The organism is Micromonospora sp. NPDC050795 (genome assembly GCF_044456785.1).
GTDB lineage: Bacteria > Actinomycetota > Actinomycetes > Mycobacteriales > Micromonosporaceae > Micromonospora.
This window is the reverse complement of the sequence record NZ_JBITGE010000025.1, coordinates 18,530-42,483: the sequence shown is the minus strand read 5'-3', so window position 1 is coordinate 42,483 and position 23,954 is coordinate 18,530. Positions and strand designations below refer to the sequence as shown.

Sequence of the window (23,954 nt, the reverse complement as noted above, 5' to 3'; positions counted from 1 at the left end):
TCTCGGGCGGGTGCCGCGCGAGGCTCGATGGCGTTCGCGGCTGGGTGCCGCGTGTGGCCGGGCTGCGTTCGCGGCTGAGTGGGTGTTCGGTCGGGTGGCGTCGGCGGCTGGTGGGGGTGTGCGGGCTGGGTGGCGTTGCCGGCTGGGTGCCGCGTGTGGCCGGGCAGTGTTCGCGGCTGAGGGGGTGTCCGGTCGGGTGGTGTCGGCGGCTGGTTGAGGTGTGCGGGTCGGGCAGTGTTGGCGGCTGAGGGGGTGTCCGGTCGGGTGGCGTTCGCGGCTGGGTGGGGTGTGCGGGCCGGGTGGCGTTGGCGGCTGGGTTGTGCGTGTGGCCGAGTGGTGCGTGCGGTCTGGCGGCGCTTGGAGTCGGGCCGTGCTCGAGGCCGGCCCAAGGCCGATCCTTGCCGCGTCGGGAGCAGGGTGAGACTGTGGCTCGCCCAGGAGGTCGGTCGGTGAGGCGGGGACGGATCAGCGGTGGGGGCCGGCCGCGTCGGCGTGTTCCCGTGGCCGGGCCGGGTCGAGACGGCCGATCAGGTCGTCGATCTGGCTCACCAGGTCGGCGGCGTGCGGCACGCCCAGTTCGGCGATGCTGGCGCGGACCCGCTCGTCCAGGCGGGCGTGCTCGCGGCGGCCCCGAGCGGTCAGGTACGCCCGAATCCGTCGGCGGTCGATCGGATCGATCCGGCGGAAGACGAGGTTGCGGTCGACGAGTTGGTCGACCAGCTTGGTGAGGGTGCCCGGCGGCAGCGACGCCTCGATGGACACCTCGCTCATCGGGTGACCCTGGCCGTCGGCGAGCAGGCAGAGCACCCTCCACGCCTCGATGCTGATCGCGTCGTCGGCCAGAACGGCGCCCAGCCGGCGGGAGAGCAACCGTTCGGCACGGGTGAGCGAGCGCAGCAGGTCGGCTGGCGCCCCGGGCACGTCTGACATGAAACTCCCTGGTCCGGTGGCCCTGTCATGGTAGCGAGTCGTCCCGGTCAGTGGTGAACGCTGGTCTTCCGTCGTGGGCCGGGCAATCATGTGCTCATGTCCGCGCCGGCACCGCCGTGGCTGACCGTCGACCGTGCCGTGGTCAGCATCGCGCTGGTCTACCCGATGCGCGGGCCGGCCGGCATGTTCGGCCCCACCTGTGAGCTCTGCGCGCAGCTCGCGGTCGAGGAGATCAATAGGTGCGGTGGCGTGCTGGGCCGGGAGGTCCGCCTGGTGCCTGTCGACGGTGGCGCACCGCCGGCCGAGGTGGCCGCCGAGGTCGAGGCGTTGGTGTCGGTGGGGGCTGTGCAGGGGGTGACGGGGTGGCACATCTCCTCGGTGCGCCAGGCGTTGGCACCCCGCGTCGCGCACCGGGTGCCCTACGTCTACACCGCACTCTACGAGGGCGGCGAACGCACCGAAGGTGTCTTCCTGACCAGCGAGACACCCGATGCCCAACTGTGGCCCGCGATGCGGCTGCTCGCCGGGGAGCAGGGGGTGCGCCGCTGGTTCGTGGTGGGCAACGACTACGTGTGGCCGCGCCGAACGTCGCGGGCCGCCCAGCGGTACGCGCTGCGTGGTGGCGGGCAGGTGGTGGGCAGGCACTTCCTGCCGTTGGACGCGCACGACTTCACCGAGGTGTTGCGCCGCATCGAGCACAGTGACGCGGACGCGGTGCTGATGCTGCTGGTCGGTGCCGACGCGGTGCGGTTCAACCGGGCGTTCGCCCGATCCGGCCTGGACCAGCGCTGTCTGCGGCTGAGCACCCTCATGGACGAGAACATGCTGTTGGCCAGTGGTGCCGGCGCGACTCGAAGGCTCTACAGCACCGCGGGCTTCTTCGCCGGGCTCGTCACACAGGAGAACCTCGACTTCCACGGCGAGTTCGCGCGGCGCTTCGGCGTGGAGGCGCCGCCGTTGGGCAGTCTGGGGGAGTCCTGCTACGAGGGCGTCATGCTGCTCGCCGCGCTGATCGGCCAGGCCCGCACCCTCGACGTACGGGCCATAGAGACGGCCGCCGACACGGTCGCCTACCACGGGCCGCGTGGGCGGTTACGGCTGCGTCAGCGGCACGTCCGGCAGCGCATCTACCTGGCCGAGGCCGACGGGCTCGACTTCACTGTGCTCGCTCAGCTCTGAACCGGGCACGGCCCTCGGCCCACCCGACCCTTGACAGGGCCACCCGACCCCGTCCTAAGATGCTTCCTGCGTGAAGTATCTGGCCGAGGAGTCAGATCTCACCATTGCGTGCCCACCGTTGGCGGATTCGCCGTCGACCAATGTGGTGGCACTTATCTCTGCGTCTTTCTGAACGGCCGACACCGATTCCTCCCCAACGGTGTCGGCCGCTTTTCGTGTGCGACTCGACGGTCCCTTGGAAACAGTCAATTAAGGATCGGGAAACACGCGCGCAACCATGCCGGTCGACGCTTTCCCTGCCCATATCCGAGCCGGTGCCCTGCGCGGCGTCCACCCGTCGATCTCGGCACCGCCCACGTCAGCTCCATCGGACCGCACCGACCGTCCTTTCGCCACTTGACCGCACCGCAGGGAGAGTAGATGTCATTATTCCGGGGCCGCCGCATCCTGGCGGGTGCCATGACCCTGGTCGCCGCGGCCGCGATGACCGCGTGCGGCAGCAAGACCACCGACGAGGGTGGCGCGACCGGCGTCACCGCCGACGTCTCCGGCGACACCGTCAAGGTGGGCCTGCTCAACTCGCTCTCCGGGACCATGGCGATCAGCGAGGTCACCGTCCGCGACTCCATCATGCTCGCCATCGACGAGATCAACGCGGCCGGCGGTGTCCTCGGCAAGAAGATCCAGCCGGTCGGTGAGGATGGCGCCTCGGACTGGCCCACCTTCGCGGAGAAGGCCGAGAAGCTCATCTCCGAGGACCGGGTGGCGGCTGTCTTCGGCTGTTGGACGTCGGCCAGTCGCAAGGCGGTCAAGCCGGTGTTCGAGAAGAACAAGGCGTTGCTGTTCTACCCGGTGCAGTACGAGGGACTTGAGCAGTCGCCCTACATCTTCTACACCGGAGCGACGACCAACCAGCAGATCGTTCCCGGGCTGGACTACCTCAAGTCGCAGGGCGCGAAGTCGGTCTATCTGGTCGGTAGCGACTACGTGTTTCCGCGGACCGCCAACAAAATCATCAAGGCGTACGCGGCCGCGAACGGGATGACCGTGCTGGGTGAGGATTACGCCCCACTGGGCTCCACCGAGTTTGGCACCATCGTGAACAAGGTCAAATCATCCGGCGCGGACGCGGTGTTCAACACGCTCAACGGTGACAGCAACGTGGCCTTCTTCAAGGAATACAAGTCCGCGGGCCTGACCGCCGCGGCGATGCCTGTGGTGTCGGTGTCGATCGCCGAGGAAGAGGTCAAGGGCATCGGCACCCAGTACCTGGAGGGCCAGCTGACGGCTTGGAACTACTACCAGACCACCCCGGGCGCGGCGAATTCGAAGTTCGTGGCCGCGTACAAGGCGAAGTACGGCGCGGACAAGCCGACCAGCGATCCGATGGAGGCCGCGTACGTCGGCGTGCACCTGTGGAAGGCGATGGTCGAGAAGGCCGGCGCCTTCGACGTGGAGAAGGTCCGCTCTGCCTCGGACGGGATCACCTTCGACGCGCCGGAGGGTCTGGTCACCGTCGACGGCAAGACCCAGCACATCGCGAAGACCGCCCGGATCGGCAAGATCGGCGCGGACGGCCTGATCACCGAGGTGTGGAACTCCGGCAAGCCGGTCGCACCGGATCCGTACCTCAAGACCTACCCGTGGGCGAGCGGCCTGAGCTGACGACGCCGGCCCGGGTGGAACGCGTTGCCGCGCGCTCCGCCCGGGCCACCCGACCAGCAGTTCGGAGTACCCACCGTGACAGTCCTCTTCGGTCAACTCTTCACCGGCATCAGCATCGGCGCGGTGCTGCTGCTCATCGCGCTCGGCCTGGCGCTGACCTTCGGCCAGATGAACGTGATCAACATGGCGCACGGTGAGTTCATCATGGCCGGCGCGTACACCACCTATGTTCTGCAACAGAGCATCACCGGCGCCGGCCTGTCACTGGCGGTCGCGCTGCCGGTGGCGTTCGTGGTCGCCGGCACCATGGGTGTCCTGCTGGAGGTGCTGCTCATTCGCCGGCTTTACGCCCGTCCCCTGGACACCCTGCTGGTCACCTGGGGTGTGTCACTGATCCTGCAACAACTGGCCCGGGACATCTTCGGCAGCCCGAACGTGCAGACCCGCGCGCCCGAGCTGCTCACCGGCAACGTGGCGCTGCCCGGCGGGCTGACCATCGCCAACAATCGGCTGTTCATCCTGGCCTTGGCGCTGGCCGCCGTCGCGGCGCTCACCCTGGCGCTGCGACTCACCCCGCTCGGACGTCGTATCCGCGCGGTGGTGCAGAACCGCGACCTCGCCGCCGTTTCCGGTGTCGCCACCTCCCGGGTCGACCGGACGACCTTCTTCCTCGGCTCCGGCCTGGCCGGGCTCGCCGGGGTGGCCCTCACCCTGCTCGGCCCGATCGGCCCGACCATGGGCACCAACCTGATCATCGACGCCTTCCTGGTCGTCGTGGTCGGCGGGATCGGCCAGCTTAAGGGCAGTGTGATTGTCGCTTTCGCCCTCGGCGTGCTCCAGGCCACCGGGGAATACCTGACCACCCTCAGCGTCGCCAAGGTGATCGTGTTCGTGGCGATCGTCGCGTTCCTCCAGTGGCGGCCACAGGGCCTGTTCACCCTGCGGACCAGGAGCCTCGCATGACCGCCGTCACCCCCGTGCCACCCAGCACCGCCGTCCACCCGGCGCCTGCCGGCGCCGTACCACCGGGCCGCCCCGCCGGCCGCTCGCGGCTGCGGACCCTAGCCGGCTTCGCCTTCGGCGCGGCGCTGCTGTTCGCCGTCGCCCCGCTGGTGTTGTCGGACTTCCGGCTGGCCCTGCTCGCCAAGTACCTCTGCGTCGCCATGGTCGCGGTCGGCATCGGGATCGCCTGGGGCCGGGGCGGGATGCTCACCCTGGGCCAGGGTGTCTTCTTCGGCCTCGGTGGCTACGCGATGGCCATGCACCTCAAGCTCGCCGACGCGGGCCCGGGTGGGATGCCCGACTTCATGCAGTTGTACGGGCAACTCGACGAGCTGCCGCTGTGGTGGCGGCCGTTCGCCAGCCCGTGGTTCGCGCTGCCCGCCACGGTGCTGCTGCCGATGGCTGTCGCCTTCGGGCTCGGCTCGCTGGTCTTTCGCCGCCGGGTCCGCGGCGCGTACTTCGCCATCCTCAGCCAGGCGCTCGCCGCCGCGATGGTGATCCTGCTGATCGGCCAGCAGGGCACCACGGGTGGCACCAACGGGCTCACCGACATCAAGGGCTTCTTCGGCTACGACCTGGACGACCCGGTCAACCAGCGGATGGTGTACTTCATCATCGCCGGCACGCTGCTGGCGTTGCTCGCGCTGACCCGTCAGCTCATCCACAGCCGTTACGGCGAACTGCTGGTGGCGGTCCGCGACGGTGAGGAACGGGTCCGCTTCCTGGGCTACGACCCGGCGTCGGTCAAGCTTGTGGCGTACGTGGTGGCGGCGGGCATGGCCGGGCTGGCCGGGGCGCTGTTCGTGCCGGCGGTGGGCATCATCTCGCCCGCGTTGATCGGCATCGTCCCGTCGATCGAGTTCGTCATCGGCGTCGCGGTGGGCGGCCGGGCGACGGTGCTCGGGCCGGTGCTCGGCGCGGTGGCGGTGGCCTGGGCGCGTACCGCCCTCTCCGAGCGTTTTCCGGGCACCTGGACGTACCTTCAGGGGTTGCTCTTCGTGGTCGTGGTGGCGTTCCTCCCCGGCGGCCTGGCGTCGCTGTGGGCGTTGGCCCGCCGCCGTGACGTCGCCGCGCGGCCGCAGCGGCGCGGCTGGCTGTCACTGGGTCGACGACGCCCCGAGCGGACGGAGGTGCCGGCGGCATGAGCGGCGAGCGCTTGGACGGCTTGTCCGTCCGTGACGTACGGGTCAGCTTCGACGGTTTCACCGCCGTGGACGGCGTCTCGTTGGAGGTGCCCGCCGGCGACATCCGGTTCCTGATCGGGCCGAACGGCGCCGGCAAGACCACACTGGTCGACGCCATCACCGGCCTGGTCAGGGCCAGCGGCTCGGTCCGGTTCGGTGACCAGGAACTGCTCGGCCGGCCGGTGCACCGGATCAGCCGGCTCGGCATCGGGCGGACCTTCCAGACCTCGACGGTCTTCGAGGAGCTGTCGGTGCTGCAGAACCTCGACATCGCGGCGGGCGCGCGGCGTAGCTGGGCGACCCTGGCCCGCCGCCGACGAGGTGTGCCTGACGAGATCGCCGCCGCGCTGGAGACGATCGGTCTGGCCGAGCGGACCGCGGACCTCGCCGGGACGCTCGCGCACGGCCAGAAGCAGTGGCTGGAGATCGGCATGCTGCTGGTGCAGGACGCGCGGCTGCTGCTGCTGGACGAGCCGGTCGCCGGGATGAGCCATGAGGAACGCGACGCCACCGGCGTCCTGTTGGAGAGGGTGAGCCGGGATCGCACTGTCGTCGTGATAGAGCACGACATGGACTTCCTGCGTCGGTTCGCGCGCAGCGTCACAGTGCTGCACGCCGGCCGGGTGCTCAGCGAGGGTACGGTCGCGCAGGTCCAGGCGGACCCGCGCGTGCAGGAGGTCTACCTTGGCCACCCGGTCGACGCCGGGTCGGCCCGCACCGGCCGGGAGGCATGATGCTGACGCTGCGTGGGGTGCACGCCGGGTACGGGCGTTCCCGGGTGCTGCACGGGGTCGACCTGGCGGTCCCGCCCGACGGGGTCGCCTCCGTGCTCGGGCACAACGGTGCCGGCAAGAGCACCCTGCTGCGGGTCGCGGCGGGGCTGCTGCGCCCGAGTGCCGGCACCGTGGAGTTGGACGGCGAGGACGTCACCCGCGCCGGGCCGCACGAGCGGGTGGCGCGGGGGATGGCGTACGTCCCGCAGGGTCAGCAGTGCTTTCCGCACCTGACCGCGGCGGAGAACCTGCGGCTGGTCGCCGACGGCCGGCGCGACGGGGCGGTGGCGACGGCGGAGGTGCTGGATCTGTTTCCGGCGTTGCGCCCGCTGCTGCGGCGGCGGGCCGGGCTGCTCTCCGGCGGCCAGCGCCAGCAGTTGGCCATCGCCCGCGCTCTGATCACCCGGCCGCGGCTGCTGATGCTCGACGAGCCGACCGAGGGCATCCAGCCGTCCGTGGTCGCGGAGATCCAGGAGCGGATCGTCGAGTTGACCCGGCAGTCCGGGTTCAGTGTGCTCCTCGTCGAGCAGCACCTGGGTTTCGCCCTGCGGGTGGCGGACCGCTACCACGTGCTGGAGTCCGGTCGGGTCACCTCGTCGGGCGACGGGGGTGTCACGGCCGAGCGTGACGTCCGGGCCGCCCTGGCCGTCTGAGCGGGGTGCAGTCGGTCAGCTTCCCGGCGCGGGCCCGGTCGAGTCGCGGACGACCAGCAGGTGCCCGGTGGGGCGGCGGCGCGGGCGTGTCGTGCGCGGCTTGAGCGCGAGGGTGAGTGCCGTGCGACCCATCTCGGTCATCGGCAGGCGGATGGTGGTCAGGCTGGGTGCCAGGTCGGCCGCCACGGAGACGTCGTCGAAGCCGACCACGGACATCCGCGCGGGCACCGGCACGCGGCGGGACCGCAGCGTCGACAGCACACCTATGGCCATCGCGTCGTTGAGCGCGATGATCGCCGTCGTTTCGGGATGCTCGTTGAGGATCTGCTCGGCGGCGGCGCGCCCCCCGCCGCGGGTGAAGTCGCTGTGCACGACGGCGAGGTCGGCGGGGGAGCGCCCGCGTTGCCGCAGGGCCGACGACACACCGGCCAGCCGGTCGGCGACCGTGGTGAGGCCGGCGCTGCCCGCGGCGACAGCGATCCGCCGGTGGCCGAGATCCATCAGATGCTGGGCGAGGGCGTGACCGCCGGCCTCGTTGTCCGGTAGGACGGCGTCGACGCCGAGCGCGTGGCGTCCGATCGCAGCGGCCCGTCCGCCGTGGTCCTGGAACGCGGCCAACTCGGCGCGGGCCGCGCTCTCCATTCGGGGGTCGTCGTAGCCGGAACCACTGATCAGGACGATGCCGACCCGCTGGGCGATCAGGTGGCGTAGCTGTTGCAGCTCGTAGCCGGGGTCGCGGCCGGACTGGCAGATCTGCACCAGCAGCCCCTGCTCGGCGGCGAGTTGGATGACCCCGGCGGCGATTTCGGAGAAGTACGGGTCGTCGATCTGGTGGACGATCAACCCGACCGTGGAGGTGGCCCCGCTGGCCAGGGTGCGGGCGTACGGGTTGGCGACATAGCCCAGCTCACCGGCGATCTGCCGGATCCGGTCGGCGACCTCGGCGCTGACCCCCTCGCGGCCGGCGAGTGCTCGGGAGGCCGTCGCCAGCGAGACGGCGGCGTGTTCGGCGACGTCCACGAGGCGCGGCCGTTGGCTGGCCCTGGGCATCGGCAACCCTCCGAAGGCATTCATGCCGCCCGATCTGTTGCGAGCGACACCGATCGAAGCCTAGGGTACGTAAGCGCTTACGTAAGCGCTTACGTGACCGGCGTACACCCTCGCCGACGACCCGCGGCTGGTGTCCGCGCCGGGCCCGCACCTCACCCACCTTGCCCGCTGACCACCCTCGGCACCGTCCCACCGAGAAGGAGACACGCGTGCGCACCCTGCACCGCCGCGCCGGCGCCGCCCGCCGGCCCACAGTGAGGGCCGGCCTCACCGCCCTCGTGCTGATCCTGTCCACACTGGTCGCCACCCCCGCGCGAGCCGCCGACGCGGTCGACGACCCGATCCCCGACATGCCGGTCCAGTCGCGACTCGGTCTGGTCCTCAGCGAGTACGCCAGCTTCCCGCAGTCGTACCCGACACCGGCGCCGACCGACGCGCGCCTCATGCGTACCGCGCGGATCAACACCATCATGGAGGTGCCCGACGGCTCCGGCCGGCGGGCGGTGCCCGACCTCAACGGCAGCCTCTACCTGGTCGAGGGCGGCGTGCCGCACGTCTACCTGGACGTGGCCGCGACGTTCGCGCCGCGGTTCTTCTCCGGTCGTGGGCTCGGCCAGGGCTTCGGGTACGTCGCGTTCCACCCGGAGTTCGGAGTGAACGGCCGGTTCTACACCATCCACACCGAGTTGGCGTCGACGACGACCGCCACTGCGGACTACGCCCAGCCCAACTCGCTCTTCCACGGCGTCATCACCGAGTGGACGGCGACGGATCCCGCCGCTGCCACCTTCGCCGGTACGCACCGGGAGGTGCTGCGCATCGGCTTCGGCGGCCAGGTCCACGGCATCCAGGAGATCAACTTCAACCCCACGGCCAAGCGCCACGACCGCGACTACGGGCTGCTGTACCTGGCCGTCGGCGACGGTGGCCAGGGTGCTCGCAACACCGATCCGCAGAACCTGGCCCTGCCGCACGGCAAGCTGCTCCGGATCGACCCCCGGGGCACCAACTCCGCGAACGGGCGCTACGGCATCCCGGCCGGGAACCCGTTCGTCGGCCGGGCCGGCGCGCTCGGCGAGCTCTACGCGGTGGGTTTCCGGGACCCGCACCGGTTCAGCTGGGACCGGGCGACCGGCCGGATGTACCTCGGGCACATCGGCGAACACGCAGTCGAGGCGATCTACGAAGTCCGTGCCGGGGACAACTTCGGCTGGAGCGAGCGCGAGGGCTCCTTCGTCTTCGACAAGTCGGCCACGAACCCCTGCGACCGGCTGCTCCCGTTGCCCGCCGACGACGACAGCTACGGCTACACCTACCCGGTCGCCGCGTACGACCACGACCCCGCCGCCGGTTGGAACTGCACCGACGACGTCGGTGTCGCGGTGGCCGGCGGCTTCGTCTACCGGGGACGGGCGCTGCCCGCGCTGCGCGGCACGTACGTCTTCGGCGACCTGGTCGACGGTCGGGTGCTCTACACCGAGGCCGACGAGATGCGCCGGGGTCGGGAGCTCGCCACGATCCACCAGCTCGCGCTCTTCGACGAGGCGGGCACCCCGGTCCGGATGCGCGACCTGTCCGCACCGGGCGCGCCCGGTGACCCCAACCGGGTGGACCTGCGCTTCGGCACCGACGCCGCCGGTGAGCTCTACGTCGTCGCGAAGGCCAACGGAAAGGTCTGGAAGGTGACCGGCACCCGGGAGTTCGCCAGCGGTGACGTCGGGGACGTCACCCTCTGCCGTACCACCGGAGCCACCAACTGGGCACCGGTGACGCCGGCGAAGTGGCAGTTCACCCACGACCAGGTCGTCCTGGCCGAGGCCGGGGAGAGCCGGCCGGGCCCGCGCCGGCCCTTCGAGTACGCCGTGCTGACCAACGGACCGGCGTGGTCGTCGGTGCGGGTCGACGCCCAGGTACGACTCGACACCCCGGTGGAGGTCACCAACCGGGACGTGATCATCGTCTTCGGCTGGCGCTCGGACACCGAGTTCTACTACGCCCACCTCTCCACCGACAACACGATCTATCCGCACAACGGCATCTTCAAGGTGGACAACGCCGACCGGGAGCGCATCGACCATCAGTGGAACGGCCGCTCCCGGGGCGCCAACCCGGCGATCACCGACGCCAGGTGGCACCGCGTGCGGGTGGTGCACCTGCCGGCCACCGGCGAGATCGCCGTCTACGTCGACGGACACCGGGACCCGCTGCTGACCGCGAAGGACACCACGTTCGGCTCGGGGCGGGTCGGCTTCGGCTCGTTCGACAACGTGGGCCGACTGCGCAACCTGACCGTCACCGGCGCGCCGGCCTGAACCGGGTCACCGGGGGGACGGTGACGACTCGAGTCGCCGTCCCCACCGGCTCATCCGTCGACCTGCCCCGGCGGCCCTGTCCGGTTCGTAGAATTCCTGCCATGCCGGAGATCGTCGAGTTGCTGGCCTCGCCCGTGCACCGCTTCCTGGGCCGGCCCGCCGACGGCCCGGCCCCGGCCCCACCCGGCGAGCTGGTCGACGCCGTCCGGATCCGGGCCGGCCTCGGCATCGTCGGCGACAGGTACTTCGGTCAGCAGGCACACCGCGACGCCAGTGTCACTGTCATCGCCCGGGAGTCGCTGCCGGTCGGCGTCGGCCTGACCGAGGTGCGGCGAAACATCCTCACCACCGGGATCGCCGTGGACGAGCTGATCGGCAGAGTGCTGGTGCTGGACTCCGGCGACGGCCCGGTCAGCCTGCGGGTCAACCGGGCGGCCCGACCGTGTGCCTGGATGGACGTCACGGTCGGACCGGGGGCGTGGAAGGCGCTGCGCACCACCGGCGGCATCCGCTGCACGCCCCTCAACGACGGCACCCTGCGCCTCGGCGCGATCGACGCCACAGTGAACTGAGGACGCCAGCCTGAGTCAGACCGGGCTGATGTGTGCGGCCAGGACCCGCCAGCCGTGCGGGTCGTCGTGGACCCACGTCCGGGTGTAGCGCAGTCGCGCGGCGAACGGCGTTCCCTCGAGGACGCCGGACACGCGGCCCAGGAAGAACGTCACCCCCGTCGCTCCGACCACGAGCAGGTCCAGCTCCTCCTCCACCAACTCCTCGACGACCGAGCGGCGGTCCCGGTGAGCGGCCAGGTCATCCTGCTTGCTGTAGGTACGCCCGTCCGGCCCGATGGCGATCAGCTGGTCGACCAGCAGCTGATCGAGGGCGGCGACGTCACCGGCCCGTTGGGCGGCCTGCAGGGTGCGCTCGGCGTCGAGCAGCTCGGCCTCGCGTGCGCTGTCCGGCATCGTGGCGTCCTCCCGTTCCGGTCTGACCCGGTGCCACCGTCGGCCCGAGCTGTCCGCATTGTGGCAGTCAACCTGGCGTGGGCGGGTAGGGATCGCCGCCGCGGCTCACAGACTCAGGCGAATCCGTACGACGGTCTCCCCGGGCCTGGTGAGCACGGCGACCTCGTCACAGATCTGCTCCACGATCGCCAGCCCCCGACCCCGTACCGAGTCGGTGGCCGGCATGCTTCGGCCGAACGCCCGCGTCGGCCCGTGGTCGACGACGTCGCAGATCAGCTGACCCGGCTCGGCCCAGAGTCGCACCCAGCCACCGCCGGTGGTGTGCTGCAACGTGTTGGTGGCCAACTCGCTGACGGCCAGCGTCAACAGCTCCGCCCCCTCGTCCGACAGGCCACGGGCCAGCGCCCCGGCGCTGACGAACGCGCGCAGCGCCCGTATGTCCGTCGCGACCTGATACGCCATGGTGTCCGCGGCGTGGGTGGGGACATTCTGCTCGGCCACGGTCTCCCGTCGCTCGCCCGGCATCAGCCCGCCCGATGCGGCTGCCCGACCAGCGGCACCGCGTTCCGCGCGGGTGTCGTGGGCGTGCGAGCCTCGAAGTGCGCCATCGGGCAGCGGGAACCCTTCTCGTAGCTGTTGCCGCCACATCATGTCACCCACCGCCCTCGTGACTGTCTCGTCCGTTCGGCGGTTGATCACCTACGGGCCGGCCTGACCGGCCTCGCCGGTCCGGTAGGGGCAGTCGGGTCAGGGTGCCGCGTCGAAGGCGATCGATTCGCTCAACTCCCGCCATCGCGCGTCCGACGCGGCGAGGGCCTCGGCGGCCGCGTGGGCGGCGGCCACGGCGTCGGCACCGAGCAGCAACCGGAGCGGCGGGTCGTCGACCCGGGTGATCCGGATGATCGCCTGTGCGGCGCGCGCCGGGTCGCCCGGCTGGGCCCCACTGGCCTGGCGCAGCCGCTGCACGGCCGGGTCGATGACCGGCCGGTACGGTTCGCTGATCGGCAGGGCGCTCATCGACGAGCCAGCCCAGTCGGTGCGCAGCCCACCCGGCTCGACAGTGGTGACCCGGATCCCGAATGCCTCGACTTCTCTGGCGAGCACCCCGGAGAAGCCGCTGACCGCCCACTTGGCGGACTGGTACGCGCCCAGACCCGTGCTCGCGACCCGGCTGCCGACACTGGAGATCTGCACGATGTGCCCGCGTCCCTGCTCGCGCATCACGGGCAGGGCGGCCCGGGACAGATTGACCACGCCGAAGAAGTTCGCCTCGACCTGCGCCCGGAAGTCGTCCTCCGACATGTCCTCGATCGCGGCGACATCGGCGTACCCGGCGTTGTTGACCAGAATGTCCAGCTGCCCGAACGTGTCCACCGCCGTGCGGACGGCGGCACGGGCGGCAGCGGGGTCGTTGACGTCGAGGGCCACGGCGCGCACCTGGTCACCGTGCCGGTCGACCAGGTCCGCGAGCTGTTCCGGGTTGCGGGCGGTGGCCACCAGGTGGTCGCCGTCGGCCAGGACGGCCTCGGCGAGGGCGCGGCCGAGACCACGCGAACTGCCGGTGATCAGCCAGACTCGCGGCACGGCATTCCTCTCGTGTCAGTGGGCCCACTCGTCGTCAGGGACGGATGTCCAGGGCGCCGATCAGCCCGTCGCGCAGCGTGAACCGGTACCGCAGCTCGATCGGGCTGCCCGGGAAGTCACCGGACACCCGGGTGACAGCCAGGTACGAGTCGCCCGCCTGCGACGTGACCCGGACCGGCTCCGCGGTGTACGCGTAGGCGTCCATGGTCTTCTGCCGCCAGGCGCGGATCGAGGCCCGTCCGTCGTACAGGCGGTCCTCGTCGGCGACGCTCGCGGTGTCCGCGAAGCAGGCGACGAAGGCGTCCAGATCCCGGTCGTTGACGGCCCGGAAGTACCGGTCGATCACGTCGGGCAGGTCGAGGGCCATCTGCTCCTCCTGCGGCACGGGCCGCCGTCGGGCAGCCGTCGGGTTCCCGGTCCGACCTCACCGTACGAGAAGCCGACGGCACCGCGCGGAGCAACCGCAGAACCATCCCCGCTGCGGCTGCCGGGTTTGCTGCCGGTAGGCCCGGGTAGCCACGCGTTTCCGAAGGCGAAGGGCGGGGGCATGGCCGAGCTGGCGTTCGTCGACAAGGTTGCGGCACGGGCGGGTCTCCCGCCGGAGCAGGCACGCCCGCTCACCGAGGCGGTCCTGCGGACCCTCACCGAGCGGCTCAGCGGCGGGGAGGCGGGCGCGTTGGCCCCTCACCTGGCCGACGAGCTGAGCCCACTGCTGGTCAAGGCCGCCGAGCCGCCGGAAACGTTCGGCTACGACGAGTTCCTGAGCCGGGTCGCCGACCGCGCCGGGATCGACCGTCCTGCCGCCGAGCGGGGCACCCGGGCGGTGCTCCAGACGATGCACCGGGTGGTCGGGCACCGGGAGTTCGAGGACGCCCTGGCTCAACTCCCGGCGGACCTGCGGGCACTGGCGCAGCCGCTGCCGCACGGCCCCTGACCGACGCGCGCATCATGCGTCGGTGACCGTTCGGTCCCTGGCGTGCCGCCACCACACCCGATCTACTGTGCGTTACCGATCGAACGCGCAGTGGTGGTCGCCCCGCGCCCGTCCGCCGGGTCGTCGCCGCTCCGATCCGAGGAGCGTCCCCCTTGGCGTCCATGGTGTCCCCGCGTCCCCTGCTGACCGCAGCGACGACCGCCGTCGCGATGATCACCCTCGCTCCCGCTCCCGCCGTCGCAGCGCCGTCACCCCCGCACAGCTTCCGGGTCGTCGACCTCGGCACCCTGAGCGGGGGTGACGGCGCTGCGACGGCGATGAACGATCGCGGCGACATCGTCGGCTGGAGCACGGTCGCCAGCGGCGCCCGGCACGCCGTGCTGTGGCGCCACGGTGTCATCACCGATCTGGGCGTGCTACTGGGTGACACGGATTCCAGCGCGGTGGACGTCAACGAGTTCGGTGACGTGGCGATCACCTCGTTCGGCTCGGACTACCTGACCCGCGCCGCGCTCTGGCGCGACGGTCAGCTCCACGACCTGGGCACCCTGGGCGGGGAGAACAGTGTGGCAATCGGCGTCAACGACCGGCGGCAGGTGCTCGGCACCAGCGAACCGGCCGGAGACATGCCGCACCGCTTCCTGTGGCGCGACGGTGTCTTCACCGACCTGGGTCGGGAGTACTTCTACGAGTTCACCGCCGACTTCAACAACGTCGGCGACGTGGTGGGCGGGTTCAACGTTCCGCCGCAGGACTACCCGTGCACCTGCGTCGGCGGTCTGCTGCGCGACGGCGTCCTCACCCAGATCGGCAGCGAGGCCCTCGGGATCAACAACCGGGGTCAGGTGGTGGGCGCGGCGAACGGGCGGGCGTTCCGCTGGCAGAACGGGACACTTGCCGACCTCGGCACGCTCGGTGGCGACTGGAGCCGCGCCACCGCGATCAACGACCGGGGTGAGGTGGTGGGCCAGAGCACCACCACCGCTGCGTGGCACCCGTTCCTCTGGCGCAACGGGTTGATGACAGACCTGACCACCCGGGGCGTGTGGGAGACCGACTCGATCGAGGACATCAACATCAGGGGCCACCTCGTCGGCGCCCGGGGGAACCGGCCGGTGCTGTTCCGCTGAGCGGAGATCTTCGCGCCATGGACGGGCGGGGCGCGGCCTGACCCGCCGGTCAGACCGCGCCGCTCCGTCCGAGGTCAGCCGGTTACCCCGCTACTGACCACCCACTTCTGGTGTGCACCGCCCGCGTACGTGCCGAGCTGGATCTGGGTGCGGTCGGCGCTGCTACCGCCGGCGGCCTCCAGGACCTTGCCCGACTGCGGGTTGCGGATCGACCCGTCGGCCTGCGGCTGCCAGACCTGCGCGCCGGTGCCGTTGCAGGTCCAGAGCTGGACCTTCGTGCCGTTCGCGGTGCCGGCGTTGTCCACGTCCAGGCACTTGCCGAGCACCCGGTACGTGTCACCGACCCTCGTCCACGACTGGGCGGCGGTGCCGTTGCAGGTCCAGAGCTGGATCTTCGTACCGTCGGCGGTGCCCGAGTTGTCGACGTCCAGGCACTTGCCGCCGACGCCGGTGATGGTGCCGCCGGTCGGCGGCGGCGGGCTGCCCGGGATGGAGTTGAGCGTGTACCACGCCTCGGTGCTCCACAGTGACTGGCCGCTGGTCGAGGTGAACGGGCGCGGGGAGCGCAGGTGCACCACCCGGCCGGCCTTGCGACCGGGCACCGTGAGACTGACCTTCCTGCCGTCCGCCGAGAGGGTGGCCGAGGTGACGGTCAGGGTCTCCTCGTCGATCTTCGGACCGCCGTAGTTCGACGTCGCCACGTACCGCCACTGCTTGAGCTTGTAGCGCGCGGCCAGCTCGGCAGCTGTCGCCGTCGACACCGACTCGGTGTACTCCACCTCGAAACCGGTCGTGGTGGCGCGCATCGCGAGCATCTCGAACGTGGTGGCGGTGTTCGGGGTGAGCTTCTGCAGGCCGTACGAGAGCTTGCCGGTCTGGCCCCAGTTGCCGCCCGCGCCGAGCCCGCCGACGTAGATCGCGCCGTCCGGGCCGACGTTGACCTCGGAGACGCCCGCCTCCAGGCCCTGGGTGAGCCGGAACAACGCGCCCTGGTACTCGCCGTTGACCTTCTCCACATTCGCCCGTTGCAGGCCGCCGTACGTCACGTCGCCGATGACGAACTGGCCGGCGTACCGGCCGCTGGTCAGATACATCGGCGTGCTGGGCGAGTTGGCGATCTCGTTCTGCGGCATCCAGAGCACCGGTGGGGTGACCGCCGCGGTGTCGAACGGGCCGGCCGGGTTCATGTAGTGGTTGAAGAACCGGCCCTGCTTGACGTGCACCAGCTTCGACGAGGGCAGCCAGCCGCCCTGGTTGTCGGTGACGAAGATGCCGCCCTCGGGGCCCCAGCCGATGCCGTGTGGCGTACGCAGACCGCCGGCGACGTAGCTGACCGCGCCGGTGTCCTTGTTGACCTTGAGGGTGGTGCCGCGGTTGGTGGCGGGTTGCGGGTTGGTGGTGGCGCCGCCGGAGTTGATCGACACCGACAGGTTCAGATAGAAGAACCCGTCCTGGTAGAGCAGGCCGAACGCGAACTCGTGGAAATTGCCGCCGTACGGCCAGGTGGCGACGGTTTCCAGGCGCTCGGCCGCCTCGTCACCTCCGGTGTTCACCAGCCGGGTCAACCGCTGCTTCTCGGTCACGTAGACCACCCCGTCGACGACCTTGAGCCCCATCGGTTCCTTGAGGCCGCCGGCGATCTTCTTGGTGGTCACGTTGCCCGGGCTCGTCGATCCGCCGGTGTTGCCGAGGATCCAGACCTCGCCATCCTGGGAGGTGCCGGACTGGTCGCTGCCGCCCCAGGTGCTGATGACCAGCCGGCCGTCGGCCAGCCAGTCCATACCGGTGACCTTCGGCTGGAAGCCGCTGGGCCGCAGGTTGGTCAGGGTGTAGCCGGGGTGCACGCCGGTCAGCGGCAGGCCGTCACCGGGGGTGTCGGAGACGCCCTCGCACTCCTTGCGTCCGGGTGCGGTCACCCGGACCACACCGGCGTCGGTGCTCAGCGCCGAGTTCGGTACGACCACGAAGGTCGACGAACCGGGCGTCTTCCACTCCAGTGTGATCTGCTGCCCGCCGCCACGCTCGAAGTGGTCGATGCGCAGGGCGTGCAGGCCGGCGGTGAGGGTGACGGTGCCCTCCTTGGGTGGGGTCGCGCCGTGCAGGCCGTCGTGGTTGATCACGACGGCGTTGTCGATCGACAGCTTGGAGCCGTCGTCGCTGCTGAGCCGGAAGGTGTAGCTGCCGGCCTGGGTGGTGGTGATGTTGCCGAGCACCTGCGAGACGAAGTTGTCCTCGAAGCCGAAGTCGGCCGCCGAGGTCCAGTTGATGGTGGACATGAGCTTGTCCACGTTCGGGGTCTGGGCGGGCTTGAGGGTGCACAACTCGGACAGGGGCACCTGCACGTCGAAGACGCGCAGCGTGACGCCTGGTTCCTGTGCGGGGGCGGCGTTGGCGGGGGCGGCCCAGAGGCCGGCGGCGAGGACGAGTGCCAGCGCACCCAGGACGGGATGGTGGAGTCGGCGTAGCAGGCGTGTGCCCATCGTTCCTCCAGGAGGCAGTGGAGTGTCCGACGGCCGGCGTGGATCAGCGGTGAGGATGGCCGTCGGCCCGGCTCCGTAACGTCCTCGACGCCGACGAGTGACGTTGCGGAAACACCGGGTGGATGGCTCGGAACATTAAGGCGTTTCGATTGGACTGTCCATGGCTTCGCTCCGATGCATCAAAAGTTACCGATGTCCATGCGAAAGTTTGCCATGTTACGCGAAGAATGTCTGGCCGATCGGCCTGCCGCTTGGCAGTCAGCGGTGCCGCCGACGGGCCCGCCAGTGGCCGTCGGCAAAGCGGTCCACGTCCTTCTTCTCCGTTGACGACGAGGCCGGCGATCATCGATGCTCGGACTCGACGGTCACCACGGAGGTGTCATGGCGTTGCTGGAAGTCGCTGTCACGACGCTCGGCGGCGCGCTCTCGGCGACCGTCGGCGTTGTCGTCGGCGGGATGCTCACCCGCAGCGCACAGGACCGACACTGGCTACGGGACCGGCAACTCGTGGCCTACCAGGACCTGCTGCGGGAGTACGCCACGTTCACGATGATCCTGCGGCGCGCTCACCTGGGACGCACGGCGTGGGACTACGACTGGGGGGTGTGGAGCGCCGCACTGATGTCAGCCAGCCTCGTCGCCCCGAGCGCGGTCACCGCCGAGATCGACGCCTTCGGCCACGCGGTGCAGCGACTCCTGGACGTCGCCACGGGAGTGGACACGACAACCGCGCCGCTGTCGCAGGATCAGTTCGAGCAGGCGATGGTGGCGCCGACCCGGGCGCAACTGGCCCTGGTCAATGCCATGCGCCGATCCGTGGGACGGCACCAGGGGCCGCTGTCGACGTGGTTGGGCGCGGCGGGCGGCCGCCCCGCGCACTGGGAGACGGCTCGGCCCTGACACCCACTGCCACGTGCCGGACCGGGCCGCCGGCCTACCGCCGTCCGCGCCGGGCCGGGCCGCCGGATCGATCGCCGGGCTTGCGGGCCGGGGTGGCGGCCTTGCGGCCCGGGGTGCCGCCCTTGCCTGCCGCGCCGGCCGGCCGGCCGCCTCGCGTGGTGGCTCCCGGCGTGGCAGGCCGACGGCGGGCCGCCACCAGCACGATCGCGGAGACCACCACGACGATCAGGGCCGGGACCAACCAGGCCGGGAACCCGCCGCCGCGTTGCTCCTTCGCGGCACCGGCCGGGTCGCCCGCCGCAGCGCCGGTAGGAGCGACCGGGCTGCCGCTGGCCGCGGGATTGGTCGAGCCCTCGCCCTCGGCCTGGGCGAGCAGCGCCGGATCCGGCCCCGCCGTGGGCGCCGACCAGCCGGCCGGGGCCGCCGTGCCCGGGCCCTGGTAGTCGAAGGTCACCTCGCCCCGCACCGCCTCACCGTCCGAGGCGACCGAGAGGTAGCTCGCGGTGTAGCGGCCCTTCGCCGGCCAGTGCGCGACGGTGACCATGGCCGGGAAGCCGGTGTGGTAGAGCCGTGGCTCGAACACCCCGTTGACCATGAAGTATTCGGTCACCGGCTTGTCCAGTCGCTTCGGCTCACCGTAGGACCACCCGTTGTCCACCCGCGACCCGTTCGGACCGCTGATCGCGAAGTGCGCGTTGGACGCCGGCTTCTCGGTGAAGTACAACGCCAACTGGGTCAGCGGCTCGCGGACGACGGTGCCCTTCAGGGGCATGGAGGTCGCCAGCTGACCGTGCGCGGACGCCGGGGCGACCGGCAGCAGCAGCGACACCACCAGGGTCGCCGCCAGCGCCACCACAACACGGCTGAGGGCCTTACGCACAGTGACCAGCTTCGATCGCATTCGTTCATCATGGTCATTTCCCCGGCACCGAACAAGACGTAGAGTTCTCCTCCCCGACGATCAACCCGACACCCGTCCCCCTCGCGTCGTTCGGAGTCCGCCCGTGTTCGTCCGTACCCCCGCCGCCCGGACCGCCGCCGCCCTCGCCGCCGCCACCCTCGGCGCCCTGCTCCTCGCCGGTTGCGGGCAGGACGACGACCCCTCCGTGGCCGCCCCCTCGCCGGCACCCACGTCCGTCGCCCCGTCGAGCGTCACCTCCGCCGGGCCGACCCCGACGGCGGCCACCACGCCCAGCGCCTCCGCCAGCACCGCCGCGGTGGACCAACAGATCACCGTCACGATCGCGAAGAAGCGGGTCGACCCGCCGACCGGACGGGTCACCGTCAGTAAGGGGCAGTCGGTCCGGATCACCGTCACCTCCGACGTCGCGGACGAGCTGCACGTGCACGGCTACGACCTGGGCGCCCGGCTGCCGGCCGGCACGCCCGGCTCGGTGGAGTTCCGCGCCGACAAGACCGGGCTGTTCGAGGTGGAGACGCACGAGTCCGAGCTGGTGCTCTTCCAGCTCGTCGTCCGCTGAACGACATGACGGCCGCTCCCACGCTGCTGGCACACGGCGTCGGTGGTCGTCAGGACCTACCGATCACCCTGCCGCAGCTCGTCGTCGCCGCCGCGCTGACCCTCGTCGTCACGTTCGTGGCGCTGGGCCTGCTCTGGCGCGAACCCCGGCTCGACCGGGACGCCACCGGCGGTCGCCCGGTGCCGCGCTGGCTCGCCCGACTCGTCGACGCGCCCGGGTTCCGGTGGGCGCTGCGCGGGCTCGGCCTGCTCGCCGCCGCGTGGTTCTGCCTCGGTCTGCTGGGCGGGCCCGACAGCGCTGACAACCCGACCGCCGGCGCGCTCTACGTGCTGCTCTGGGTCGGGCTGGCCCCGCTGTCGCTGCTGCTCGGCCCGATCTGGCGGGCGGTCAACCCGCTGCGCACCGTGCACCTGCTCGCGGCGCTGGCGGCGCGGCGCGACCCCAACCGTGGGCTCCGTGAGCTGCCCGACAGCGTCGGTTGGTGGCCGGCAGCCGCCACAGTGTTCGGGTTCGTCTGGCTGGAACTGGTCGCCCCCGACCGGGCCACCCTGCCGGTCATCACCGCCTGGCTGACCGGGTACGCGGTGGTCCTGCTGGCCGGTGCCGTGCTGTTCGGCGCCGGCTGGTTCGACCACGCCGACCCGTTCGAGGCGTACAGCACCCTGATCGGTCACCTCGCCCCACTCGGCCGGGCCGCCGACGGCGTGCTGGTCTGGCGTAACCCGCTCGACGGCATCGCCGGCCTGCGACCCCGCCCCGGGCTGGTCGCCGTGGTGATCGTGCTGCTCGGCTCGACCCTGTACGACAGCCTCTCCAACGCGCCGGGCTGGTTGCGCTTCAGCCAGGAGAACGGCCTGCACCCGGCGGTCACCGGCAGCGCCGGTCTGAGCCTCGTCATCGCCGCCGTCGCGGTGGCGTACCTCGCCGCGACCGGCGGCGCGGCGCGCATCGGTCGCGCCGAAGCGACCGATGCCCGTCGGGTGCCGGGCGAGATCGCCCACTCCATCGTTCCGATCGCGGTGGGGTACGTGGTGGCGCACTACTACTCGCTGCTGATCCTGGAGGGCCAGCGCACCGTGGCGTTGCTCTCCGACCCCCTGGGCACCGGCGCCAACTGGCTCGGCACCGCCGGCTGGGAGCCGCAGACCGCGCTGGTCACGCCCTCCGGGGTGGCGAGCGTCCAGATCACCGTCATCGTCCTCGGGCACCTGCTCGGCACGCTGCTCGCCCACGACCGCGCGCTGTACCTGTTCCCCCGGGCGCGGGCGGTGGCCGGCCAACTACCCCTGCTGGCACTGATGGTCGCCTACACCGTCGCCGGTCTGCTGCTGCTCTACGCGGGGTGATCCCGACCGCCTCCGACCCGTGCGCCATCATGGCCCGTGGACTCCGATATTCAGCGCTACCTCGACGACCTCGTCAGCACCGCCCGGGACGTGCTCGGCGCCGACCTGGTCGGCGCGTACGCGGCCGGCTCGGTGGGGCTCGGGGCGTACCAGCCCGGCCGCAGTGACGTGGACGTGGCGCTGCTCAGCGCCGGGCCGCTCACCCGCACCGTCAAGCGGACGTTGGTCGCCCGGCTGCGGCACGACGCGCTGCCCTGCCCCGCGCGCGGGCTGGAGTTGGTCGTCTACGACCGCGCGGTGGCCGCCTCCGGCACCCCCGACCCCGGTTTCGAGGTCGAACTGAACACCGGGGCCGCCATGCCGTTCCGCCGGACCCTCGACCCCGCCGACCGCCCGGTCACCGACGGCCGATTCTGGTACGGCCTCGACCGCAGCATCCTGCACCAGAGTGGACTCCCACTGCTCGGGCCGCCGGCGGGGGAGGCCTTCGCCGACCTCGACCCGGCCGACCTGCGCCGGCTGCTCATCGAGGCGCTGTCCTGGTGGCTCACCCTGCCCACCCCGCCGGCCGACCAACCCGCGCCCGGCACGGAGGACGCCGTACTCGGCGCCTGCCGGTCACTGGTGCGCCACCGCGACGGCGCCTGGTTGGCGAAGGTGGCCGCCGGCCAGCGGCTGATCGACGCCGACGACCGGGCCGAGGTGATCCGTCAGGCGGTCGCCGCACGCCACGGCGGGCCCCCGCCCACCGGGGCGCAGGCCCGCGCCTTCCAACAACGGGTACGCGACGAGATCGCCGGGTAGCCGTTGCGCGGTTGCCGGTTGGGCCCCGCGTCGCTCAGCGGACCGGGCTGGACACCAGCGAGGCGAAGAGCAGGTTGAGACCCTCGGTCATGGTCGGGTGGGTGATGACCGCGTCCCGCAGGGCGGTCCACGGCATTCCGGCGAGCATGGCCAGCTGCACCGAGGTGATCACCTCACCGGCCTCGGCACCGAGCAACGACGCACCGAGGATCCGGTCGCTGCTGGTGTCGATGACCGCCTTCCACATGCCCTGGGTCTGGCGCAGGGTGCGTGCCCGGGGGATGGCGGCGACCGGCAGGTGGGCGACCTGGATGTCGTACCCGGCGCGGCGCGCCTCGGTCTCGGTCAGGCCGACCCGCGCCAGTTCCGGGGTGGTGAAGACGGTGTACGGGATCAGCCGGTCGGCGGTGCTGCGTTGGCCTCCCGCGAGGTTCGCCCGGATGATCCGGTAGTCGTCCAACGAGACGTGGGTGAACTGCGGGCTCCCGGCGACGTCCCCGGCCGCCCAGGTGCGCTCGGCGCTGGTACGCAGGTGCTCGTCGACCTCCACGAAGCCCCGCTCGCTGAGCCGTACGCCGGCCACGTCCAGGCCGAGCCCGTCGGTGACCGGTTCCCGCCCGGCCGCCACCAGCACGTCGTCTCCGATCACCACGCTGCCGTCGTCCAGCGTCACCCGGAGCGATCCGTCGGCCTCCCGGTCGACGCGCGCGACGGCCACACCCACCCGTACGTCGATGCCATCGTCGAGGAAGACGCGCATCACCGCGTCGCTGACGTCGGGGTCCTCGCGGGTGAGCAGCCGTGGACCACCCTCGACCACTGTCACCGCGCTGCCGAACAACGCGAACATCTGCGCGAACTCCACCCCGACGGTGCCGCCGCCGAGCACCACCAGCCGGGCCGGCAGCCGGTCCAGGCGCAGCAACTCGTCGCTGGTGAGCACCCCGGCCTCGGCCATCCCGGGCACTGACGGCAGATGGGGGCGGGTGCCCGTGTTGATCACCACGTCGCTGCCGCGCAGCAGTCGCTCGCCGCCGTCGGCGAGTGCCACCCGTACGGTTCGTGGGCCGACGAACCGGGCCTCGCCGATCACCAGGTGCAGACCGGAGTCGAGGAACTGCTGCCGGTTGGCGGCGACCATCCCCTCCACCACGTCCTGCTTGTGCGCGCGCAACAGGTCGATGTCGACCCGGCCGCCCTCCACCGTCAGGCCGAGCGCCGACGCGTCCCGCAGCTGGCGGGCGGCCCGCGCGCTGGTCACCAGCGCCTTCGTCGGGATGCACGCCACGTTGATGCAGCTGCCGCCGATCATGCCGCGCTCGACCATGGCGACCCGCTGCCCGGATCGGGCCACGTCCATGCTCAACGTCTTGCCGGCCTTACCGCCACCGACGACGAGCAGGTCGAACTCCTCCGGTTGGTCGGTCACCGGGCGCTCCTCTCGGTCACCGGCCGGGCCGGCGGCCACCGCTGGTGCGCGGCGGCCAGCCCAGCCTGCCAGCTCCGACCTGCGAGGCGACCCGGTTCCCCGCAGAATCCGCCCGAGCCGCCCCCGTTCCGCGATCTTGCGCTTACTGTCCCG

At 71.3% G+C, this 23,954-nt stretch carries 23 protein-coding genes; 14 read left to right on the top strand and 9 right to left on the bottom strand.

Going from position 1 to position 23,954, the window contains the following annotated elements:
* Nucleotides 1–465 precede the first annotated feature (465 nt).
* Nucleotides 466–930: a MarR family winged helix-turn-helix transcriptional regulator gene (locus tag ACIBEF_RS21755; RefSeq protein ID WP_396795007.1), complete on the bottom strand. Its 465-nt coding sequence runs from the start codon at nucleotides 928–930 to the stop codon at nucleotides 466–468.
* A gap of 96 nt (nucleotides 931–1,026) precedes the next feature.
* Here ACIBEF_RS21755 and ACIBEF_RS21750 point away from each other — a divergent pair, with 96 nt between their 5' ends.
* The 6 genes from ACIBEF_RS21750 (at nucleotide 1,027) to urtE (ending at nucleotide 7,386) form a co-directional block, all read left to right on the top strand.
* Complete coding sequence (locus ACIBEF_RS21750; RefSeq protein ID WP_196926391.1) at nucleotides 1,027–2,109, top strand: substrate-binding domain-containing protein; 1,083 nt, start codon at nucleotides 1,027–1,029, stop codon at nucleotides 2,107–2,109.
* Nucleotides 2,110–2,529: 420 nt separating this feature from the next.
* Nucleotides 2,530–3,774, top strand: a complete 1,245-nt coding sequence (gene urtA / locus ACIBEF_RS21745; RefSeq protein WP_396795006.1) for an urea ABC transporter substrate-binding protein — start codon at nucleotides 2,530–2,532, stop codon at nucleotides 3,772–3,774.
* A gap of 75 nt (nucleotides 3,775–3,849) precedes the next feature.
* Nucleotides 3,850–4,737, top strand: a complete 888-nt coding sequence (gene urtB / locus ACIBEF_RS21740; RefSeq protein ID WP_357196276.1) for an urea ABC transporter permease subunit UrtB — start codon at nucleotides 3,850–3,852, stop codon at nucleotides 4,735–4,737.
* A complete protein-coding gene (gene urtC, locus ACIBEF_RS21735) occupies nucleotides 4,734–5,921 on the top strand; it encodes an urea ABC transporter permease subunit UrtC (RefSeq protein WP_396795005.1) in 1,188 nt (395 codons plus the stop codon). Before urtB ends, urtC begins: the two co-directional genes overlap by 4 nt.
* Nucleotides 5,918–6,694 carry an urea ABC transporter ATP-binding protein UrtD gene (gene urtD, locus ACIBEF_RS21730; protein WP_393225991.1) on the top strand — a complete coding sequence of 259 codons (777 nt, stop codon included), beginning with the start codon at nucleotides 5,918–5,920 and terminating at the stop codon, nucleotides 6,692–6,694. The genes urtC and urtD overlap by 4 nt, the downstream gene beginning before the upstream one ends.
* Nucleotides 6,694–7,386 (top strand): urea ABC transporter ATP-binding subunit UrtE, encoded by a 693-nt coding sequence (gene urtE, locus ACIBEF_RS21725; protein WP_355006688.1) that lies wholly within the window; start codon nucleotides 6,694–6,696, stop codon nucleotides 7,384–7,386. The genes urtD and urtE overlap by 1 nt, the downstream gene beginning before the upstream one ends.
* 15 nt (nucleotides 7,387–7,401) lie before the next feature.
* Here urtE and ACIBEF_RS21720 read toward each other — a convergent pair whose 3' ends face one another.
* Nucleotides 7,402–8,436: a LacI family DNA-binding transcriptional regulator gene (locus ACIBEF_RS21720; protein WP_396795004.1), complete on the bottom strand. Its 1,035-nt coding sequence runs from the start codon at nucleotides 8,434–8,436 to the stop codon at nucleotides 7,402–7,404.
* A 209-nt stretch (nucleotides 8,437–8,645) separates the two neighbouring features.
* Between ACIBEF_RS21720 and ACIBEF_RS21715 the strand changes: the two genes are divergently transcribed.
* Together ACIBEF_RS21715 and ACIBEF_RS21710 are read left to right on the top strand one after the other, a co-directional pair.
* Entirely contained in the window at nucleotides 8,646–10,748 is a 2,103-nt protein-coding gene (locus ACIBEF_RS21715; RefSeq protein WP_396795003.1) for a PQQ-dependent sugar dehydrogenase, read from the top strand.
* A 101-nt stretch (nucleotides 10,749–10,849) separates the two neighbouring features.
* Entirely contained in the window at nucleotides 10,850–11,320 is a 471-nt protein-coding gene (locus ACIBEF_RS21710) for a molybdenum cofactor biosysynthesis protein (protein WP_396795002.1), read from the top strand.
* A gap of 15 nt (nucleotides 11,321–11,335) precedes the next feature.
* Here the strand turns inward: ACIBEF_RS21710 and ACIBEF_RS21705 are convergent, their stop codons facing one another.
* From ACIBEF_RS21705 to ACIBEF_RS21690, 4 genes are all read right to left on the bottom strand, one after another.
* Nucleotides 11,336–11,713 carry a nuclear transport factor 2 family protein gene (locus ACIBEF_RS21705; RefSeq protein ID WP_396795001.1) on the bottom strand — a complete coding sequence of 126 codons (378 nt, stop codon included), beginning with the start codon at nucleotides 11,711–11,713 and terminating at the stop codon, nucleotides 11,336–11,338.
* Nucleotides 11,714–11,818: 105 nt separating this feature from the next.
* On the bottom strand, nucleotides 11,819–12,364 hold the full coding sequence (locus tag ACIBEF_RS21700; protein ID WP_396795067.1) for an ATP-binding protein: 546 nt from the start codon (nucleotides 12,362–12,364) through the stop codon (nucleotides 11,819–11,821).
* 96 nt (nucleotides 12,365–12,460) lie between these two features.
* Entirely contained in the window at nucleotides 12,461–13,297 is an 837-nt protein-coding gene (locus ACIBEF_RS21695; RefSeq protein WP_396795000.1) for an oxidoreductase, read from the bottom strand.
* Nucleotides 13,298–13,331: 34 nt separating this feature from the next.
* Complete coding sequence (locus ACIBEF_RS21690; RefSeq protein ID WP_357196243.1) at nucleotides 13,332–13,664, bottom strand: nuclear transport factor 2 family protein; 333 nt, start codon at nucleotides 13,662–13,664, stop codon at nucleotides 13,332–13,334.
* Nucleotides 13,665–13,844: 180 nt separating this feature from the next.
* Here ACIBEF_RS21690 and ACIBEF_RS21685 point away from each other — a divergent pair, with 180 nt between their 5' ends.
* Entirely contained in the window at nucleotides 13,845–14,231 is a 387-nt protein-coding gene (locus tag ACIBEF_RS21685; RefSeq protein ID WP_088989254.1) for a DUF2267 domain-containing protein, read from the top strand.
* Nucleotides 14,232–14,392: 161 nt separating this feature from the next.
* Entirely contained in the window at nucleotides 14,393–15,361 is a 969-nt protein-coding gene (locus tag ACIBEF_RS21680) for a hypothetical protein (protein WP_396795066.1), read from the top strand.
* Between the two features lie 74 nt (nucleotides 15,362–15,435).
* On the opposite strand, the gene ACIBEF_RS21675 is transcribed toward ACIBEF_RS21680, so the two are convergent.
* A complete protein-coding gene (locus ACIBEF_RS21675; protein ID WP_396794999.1) occupies nucleotides 15,436–17,841 on the bottom strand; it encodes a ricin-type beta-trefoil lectin domain protein in 2,406 nt (801 codons plus the stop codon).
* 381 nt (nucleotides 17,842–18,222) lie between these two features.
* On the opposite strand from ACIBEF_RS21675, the gene ACIBEF_RS21670 reads away from it, so the two are divergent.
* Complete coding sequence (locus ACIBEF_RS21670) at nucleotides 18,223–18,741, top strand: hypothetical protein (protein WP_396794998.1); 519 nt, start codon at nucleotides 18,223–18,225, stop codon at nucleotides 18,739–18,741.
* Between the two features lie 34 nt (nucleotides 18,742–18,775).
* Here ACIBEF_RS21670 and ACIBEF_RS21665 read toward each other — a convergent pair whose 3' ends face one another.
* Entirely contained in the window at nucleotides 18,776–19,642 is an 867-nt protein-coding gene (locus ACIBEF_RS21665) for a copper resistance protein CopC (protein ID WP_396794997.1), read from the bottom strand.
* 103 nt (nucleotides 19,643–19,745) lie between these two features.
* Here ACIBEF_RS21665 and ACIBEF_RS21660 point away from each other — a divergent pair, with 103 nt between their 5' ends.
* From ACIBEF_RS21660 to ACIBEF_RS21650, 3 genes are read left to right on the top strand one after another with little or no spacing between them, the layout of a single operon-like run.
* Nucleotides 19,746–20,222 carry a hypothetical protein gene (locus ACIBEF_RS21660; RefSeq protein ID WP_396794996.1) on the top strand — a complete coding sequence of 159 codons (477 nt, stop codon included), beginning with the start codon at nucleotides 19,746–19,748 and terminating at the stop codon, nucleotides 20,220–20,222.
* Between the two features lie 5 nt (nucleotides 20,223–20,227).
* Nucleotides 20,228–21,568 carry a hypothetical protein gene (locus ACIBEF_RS21655; RefSeq protein WP_396794995.1) on the top strand — a complete coding sequence of 447 codons (1,341 nt, stop codon included), beginning with the start codon at nucleotides 20,228–20,230 and terminating at the stop codon, nucleotides 21,566–21,568.
* A 36-nt stretch (nucleotides 21,569–21,604) separates the two neighbouring features.
* Entirely contained in the window at nucleotides 21,605–22,372 is a 768-nt protein-coding gene (locus ACIBEF_RS21650; RefSeq protein ID WP_396794994.1) for a nucleotidyltransferase domain-containing protein, read from the top strand.
* Between the two features lie 34 nt (nucleotides 22,373–22,406).
* On the opposite strand, the gene ACIBEF_RS21645 is transcribed toward ACIBEF_RS21650, so the two are convergent.
* On the bottom strand, nucleotides 22,407–23,801 hold the full coding sequence (locus ACIBEF_RS21645) for a dihydrolipoyl dehydrogenase family protein (RefSeq protein WP_396794993.1): 1,395 nt from the start codon (nucleotides 23,799–23,801) through the stop codon (nucleotides 22,407–22,409).
* Between the last annotated feature and the right edge of the window lie 153 nt (nucleotides 23,802–23,954).

What these genes read in the sequence shown, in the direction of transcription:
- ACIBEF_RS21755 (WP_396795007.1), bottom strand. Translation starts at nt 930, where the DNA reads ATGTCAGACGTGCCCGGGGCGCCAGCCGACCTGCTGCGCTCGCTCACC.
- ACIBEF_RS21750 (WP_196926391.1), top strand. Translation starts at nt 1,027, where the DNA reads ATGTCCGCGCCGGCACCGCCGTGGCTGACCGTCGACCGTGCCGTGGTC.
- urtA (WP_396795006.1), top strand. Translation starts at nt 2,530, where the DNA reads ATGTCATTATTCCGGGGCCGCCGCATCCTGGCGGGTGCCATGACCCTG.
- urtC (WP_396795005.1), top strand. Translation starts at nt 4,734, where the DNA reads ATGACCGCCGTCACCCCCGTGCCACCCAGCACCGCCGTCCACCCGGCG.
- urtD (WP_393225991.1), top strand. Translation starts at nt 5,918, where the DNA reads ATGAGCGGCGAGCGCTTGGACGGCTTGTCCGTCCGTGACGTACGGGTC.
- urtE (WP_355006688.1), top strand. Translation starts at nt 6,694, where the DNA reads ATGCTGACGCTGCGTGGGGTGCACGCCGGGTACGGGCGTTCCCGGGTG.
- ACIBEF_RS21720 (WP_396795004.1), bottom strand. Translation starts at nt 8,436, where the DNA reads ATGCCCAGGGCCAGCCAACGGCCGCGCCTCGTGGACGTCGCCGAACAC.
- ACIBEF_RS21710 (WP_396795002.1), top strand. Translation starts at nt 10,850, where the DNA reads ATGCCGGAGATCGTCGAGTTGCTGGCCTCGCCCGTGCACCGCTTCCTG.
- ACIBEF_RS21705 (WP_396795001.1), bottom strand. Translation starts at nt 11,713, where the DNA reads ATGCCGGACAGCGCACGCGAGGCCGAGCTGCTCGACGCCGAGCGCACC.
- ACIBEF_RS21700 (WP_396795067.1), bottom strand. Translation starts at nt 12,364, where the DNA reads ATGATGTGGCGGCAACAGCTACGAGAAGGGTTCCCGCTGCCCGATGGC.
- ACIBEF_RS21690 (WP_357196243.1), bottom strand. Translation starts at nt 13,664, where the DNA reads ATGGCCCTCGACCTGCCCGACGTGATCGACCGGTACTTCCGGGCCGTC.
- ACIBEF_RS21685 (WP_088989254.1), top strand. Translation starts at nt 13,845, where the DNA reads ATGGCCGAGCTGGCGTTCGTCGACAAGGTTGCGGCACGGGCGGGTCTC.
- ACIBEF_RS21680 (WP_396795066.1), top strand. Translation starts at nt 14,393, where the DNA reads ATGGTGTCCCCGCGTCCCCTGCTGACCGCAGCGACGACCGCCGTCGCG.
- ACIBEF_RS21675 (WP_396794999.1), bottom strand. Translation starts at nt 17,841, where the DNA reads ATGGGCACACGCCTGCTACGCCGACTCCACCATCCCGTCCTGGGTGCG.
- ACIBEF_RS21670 (WP_396794998.1), top strand. Translation starts at nt 18,223, where the DNA reads ATGGCGTTGCTGGAAGTCGCTGTCACGACGCTCGGCGGCGCGCTCTCG.
- ACIBEF_RS21665 (WP_396794997.1), bottom strand. Translation starts at nt 19,642, where the DNA reads ATGCGATCGAAGCTGGTCACTGTGCGTAAGGCCCTCAGCCGTGTTGTG.
- ACIBEF_RS21655 (WP_396794995.1), top strand. Translation starts at nt 20,228, where the DNA reads ATGACGGCCGCTCCCACGCTGCTGGCACACGGCGTCGGTGGTCGTCAG.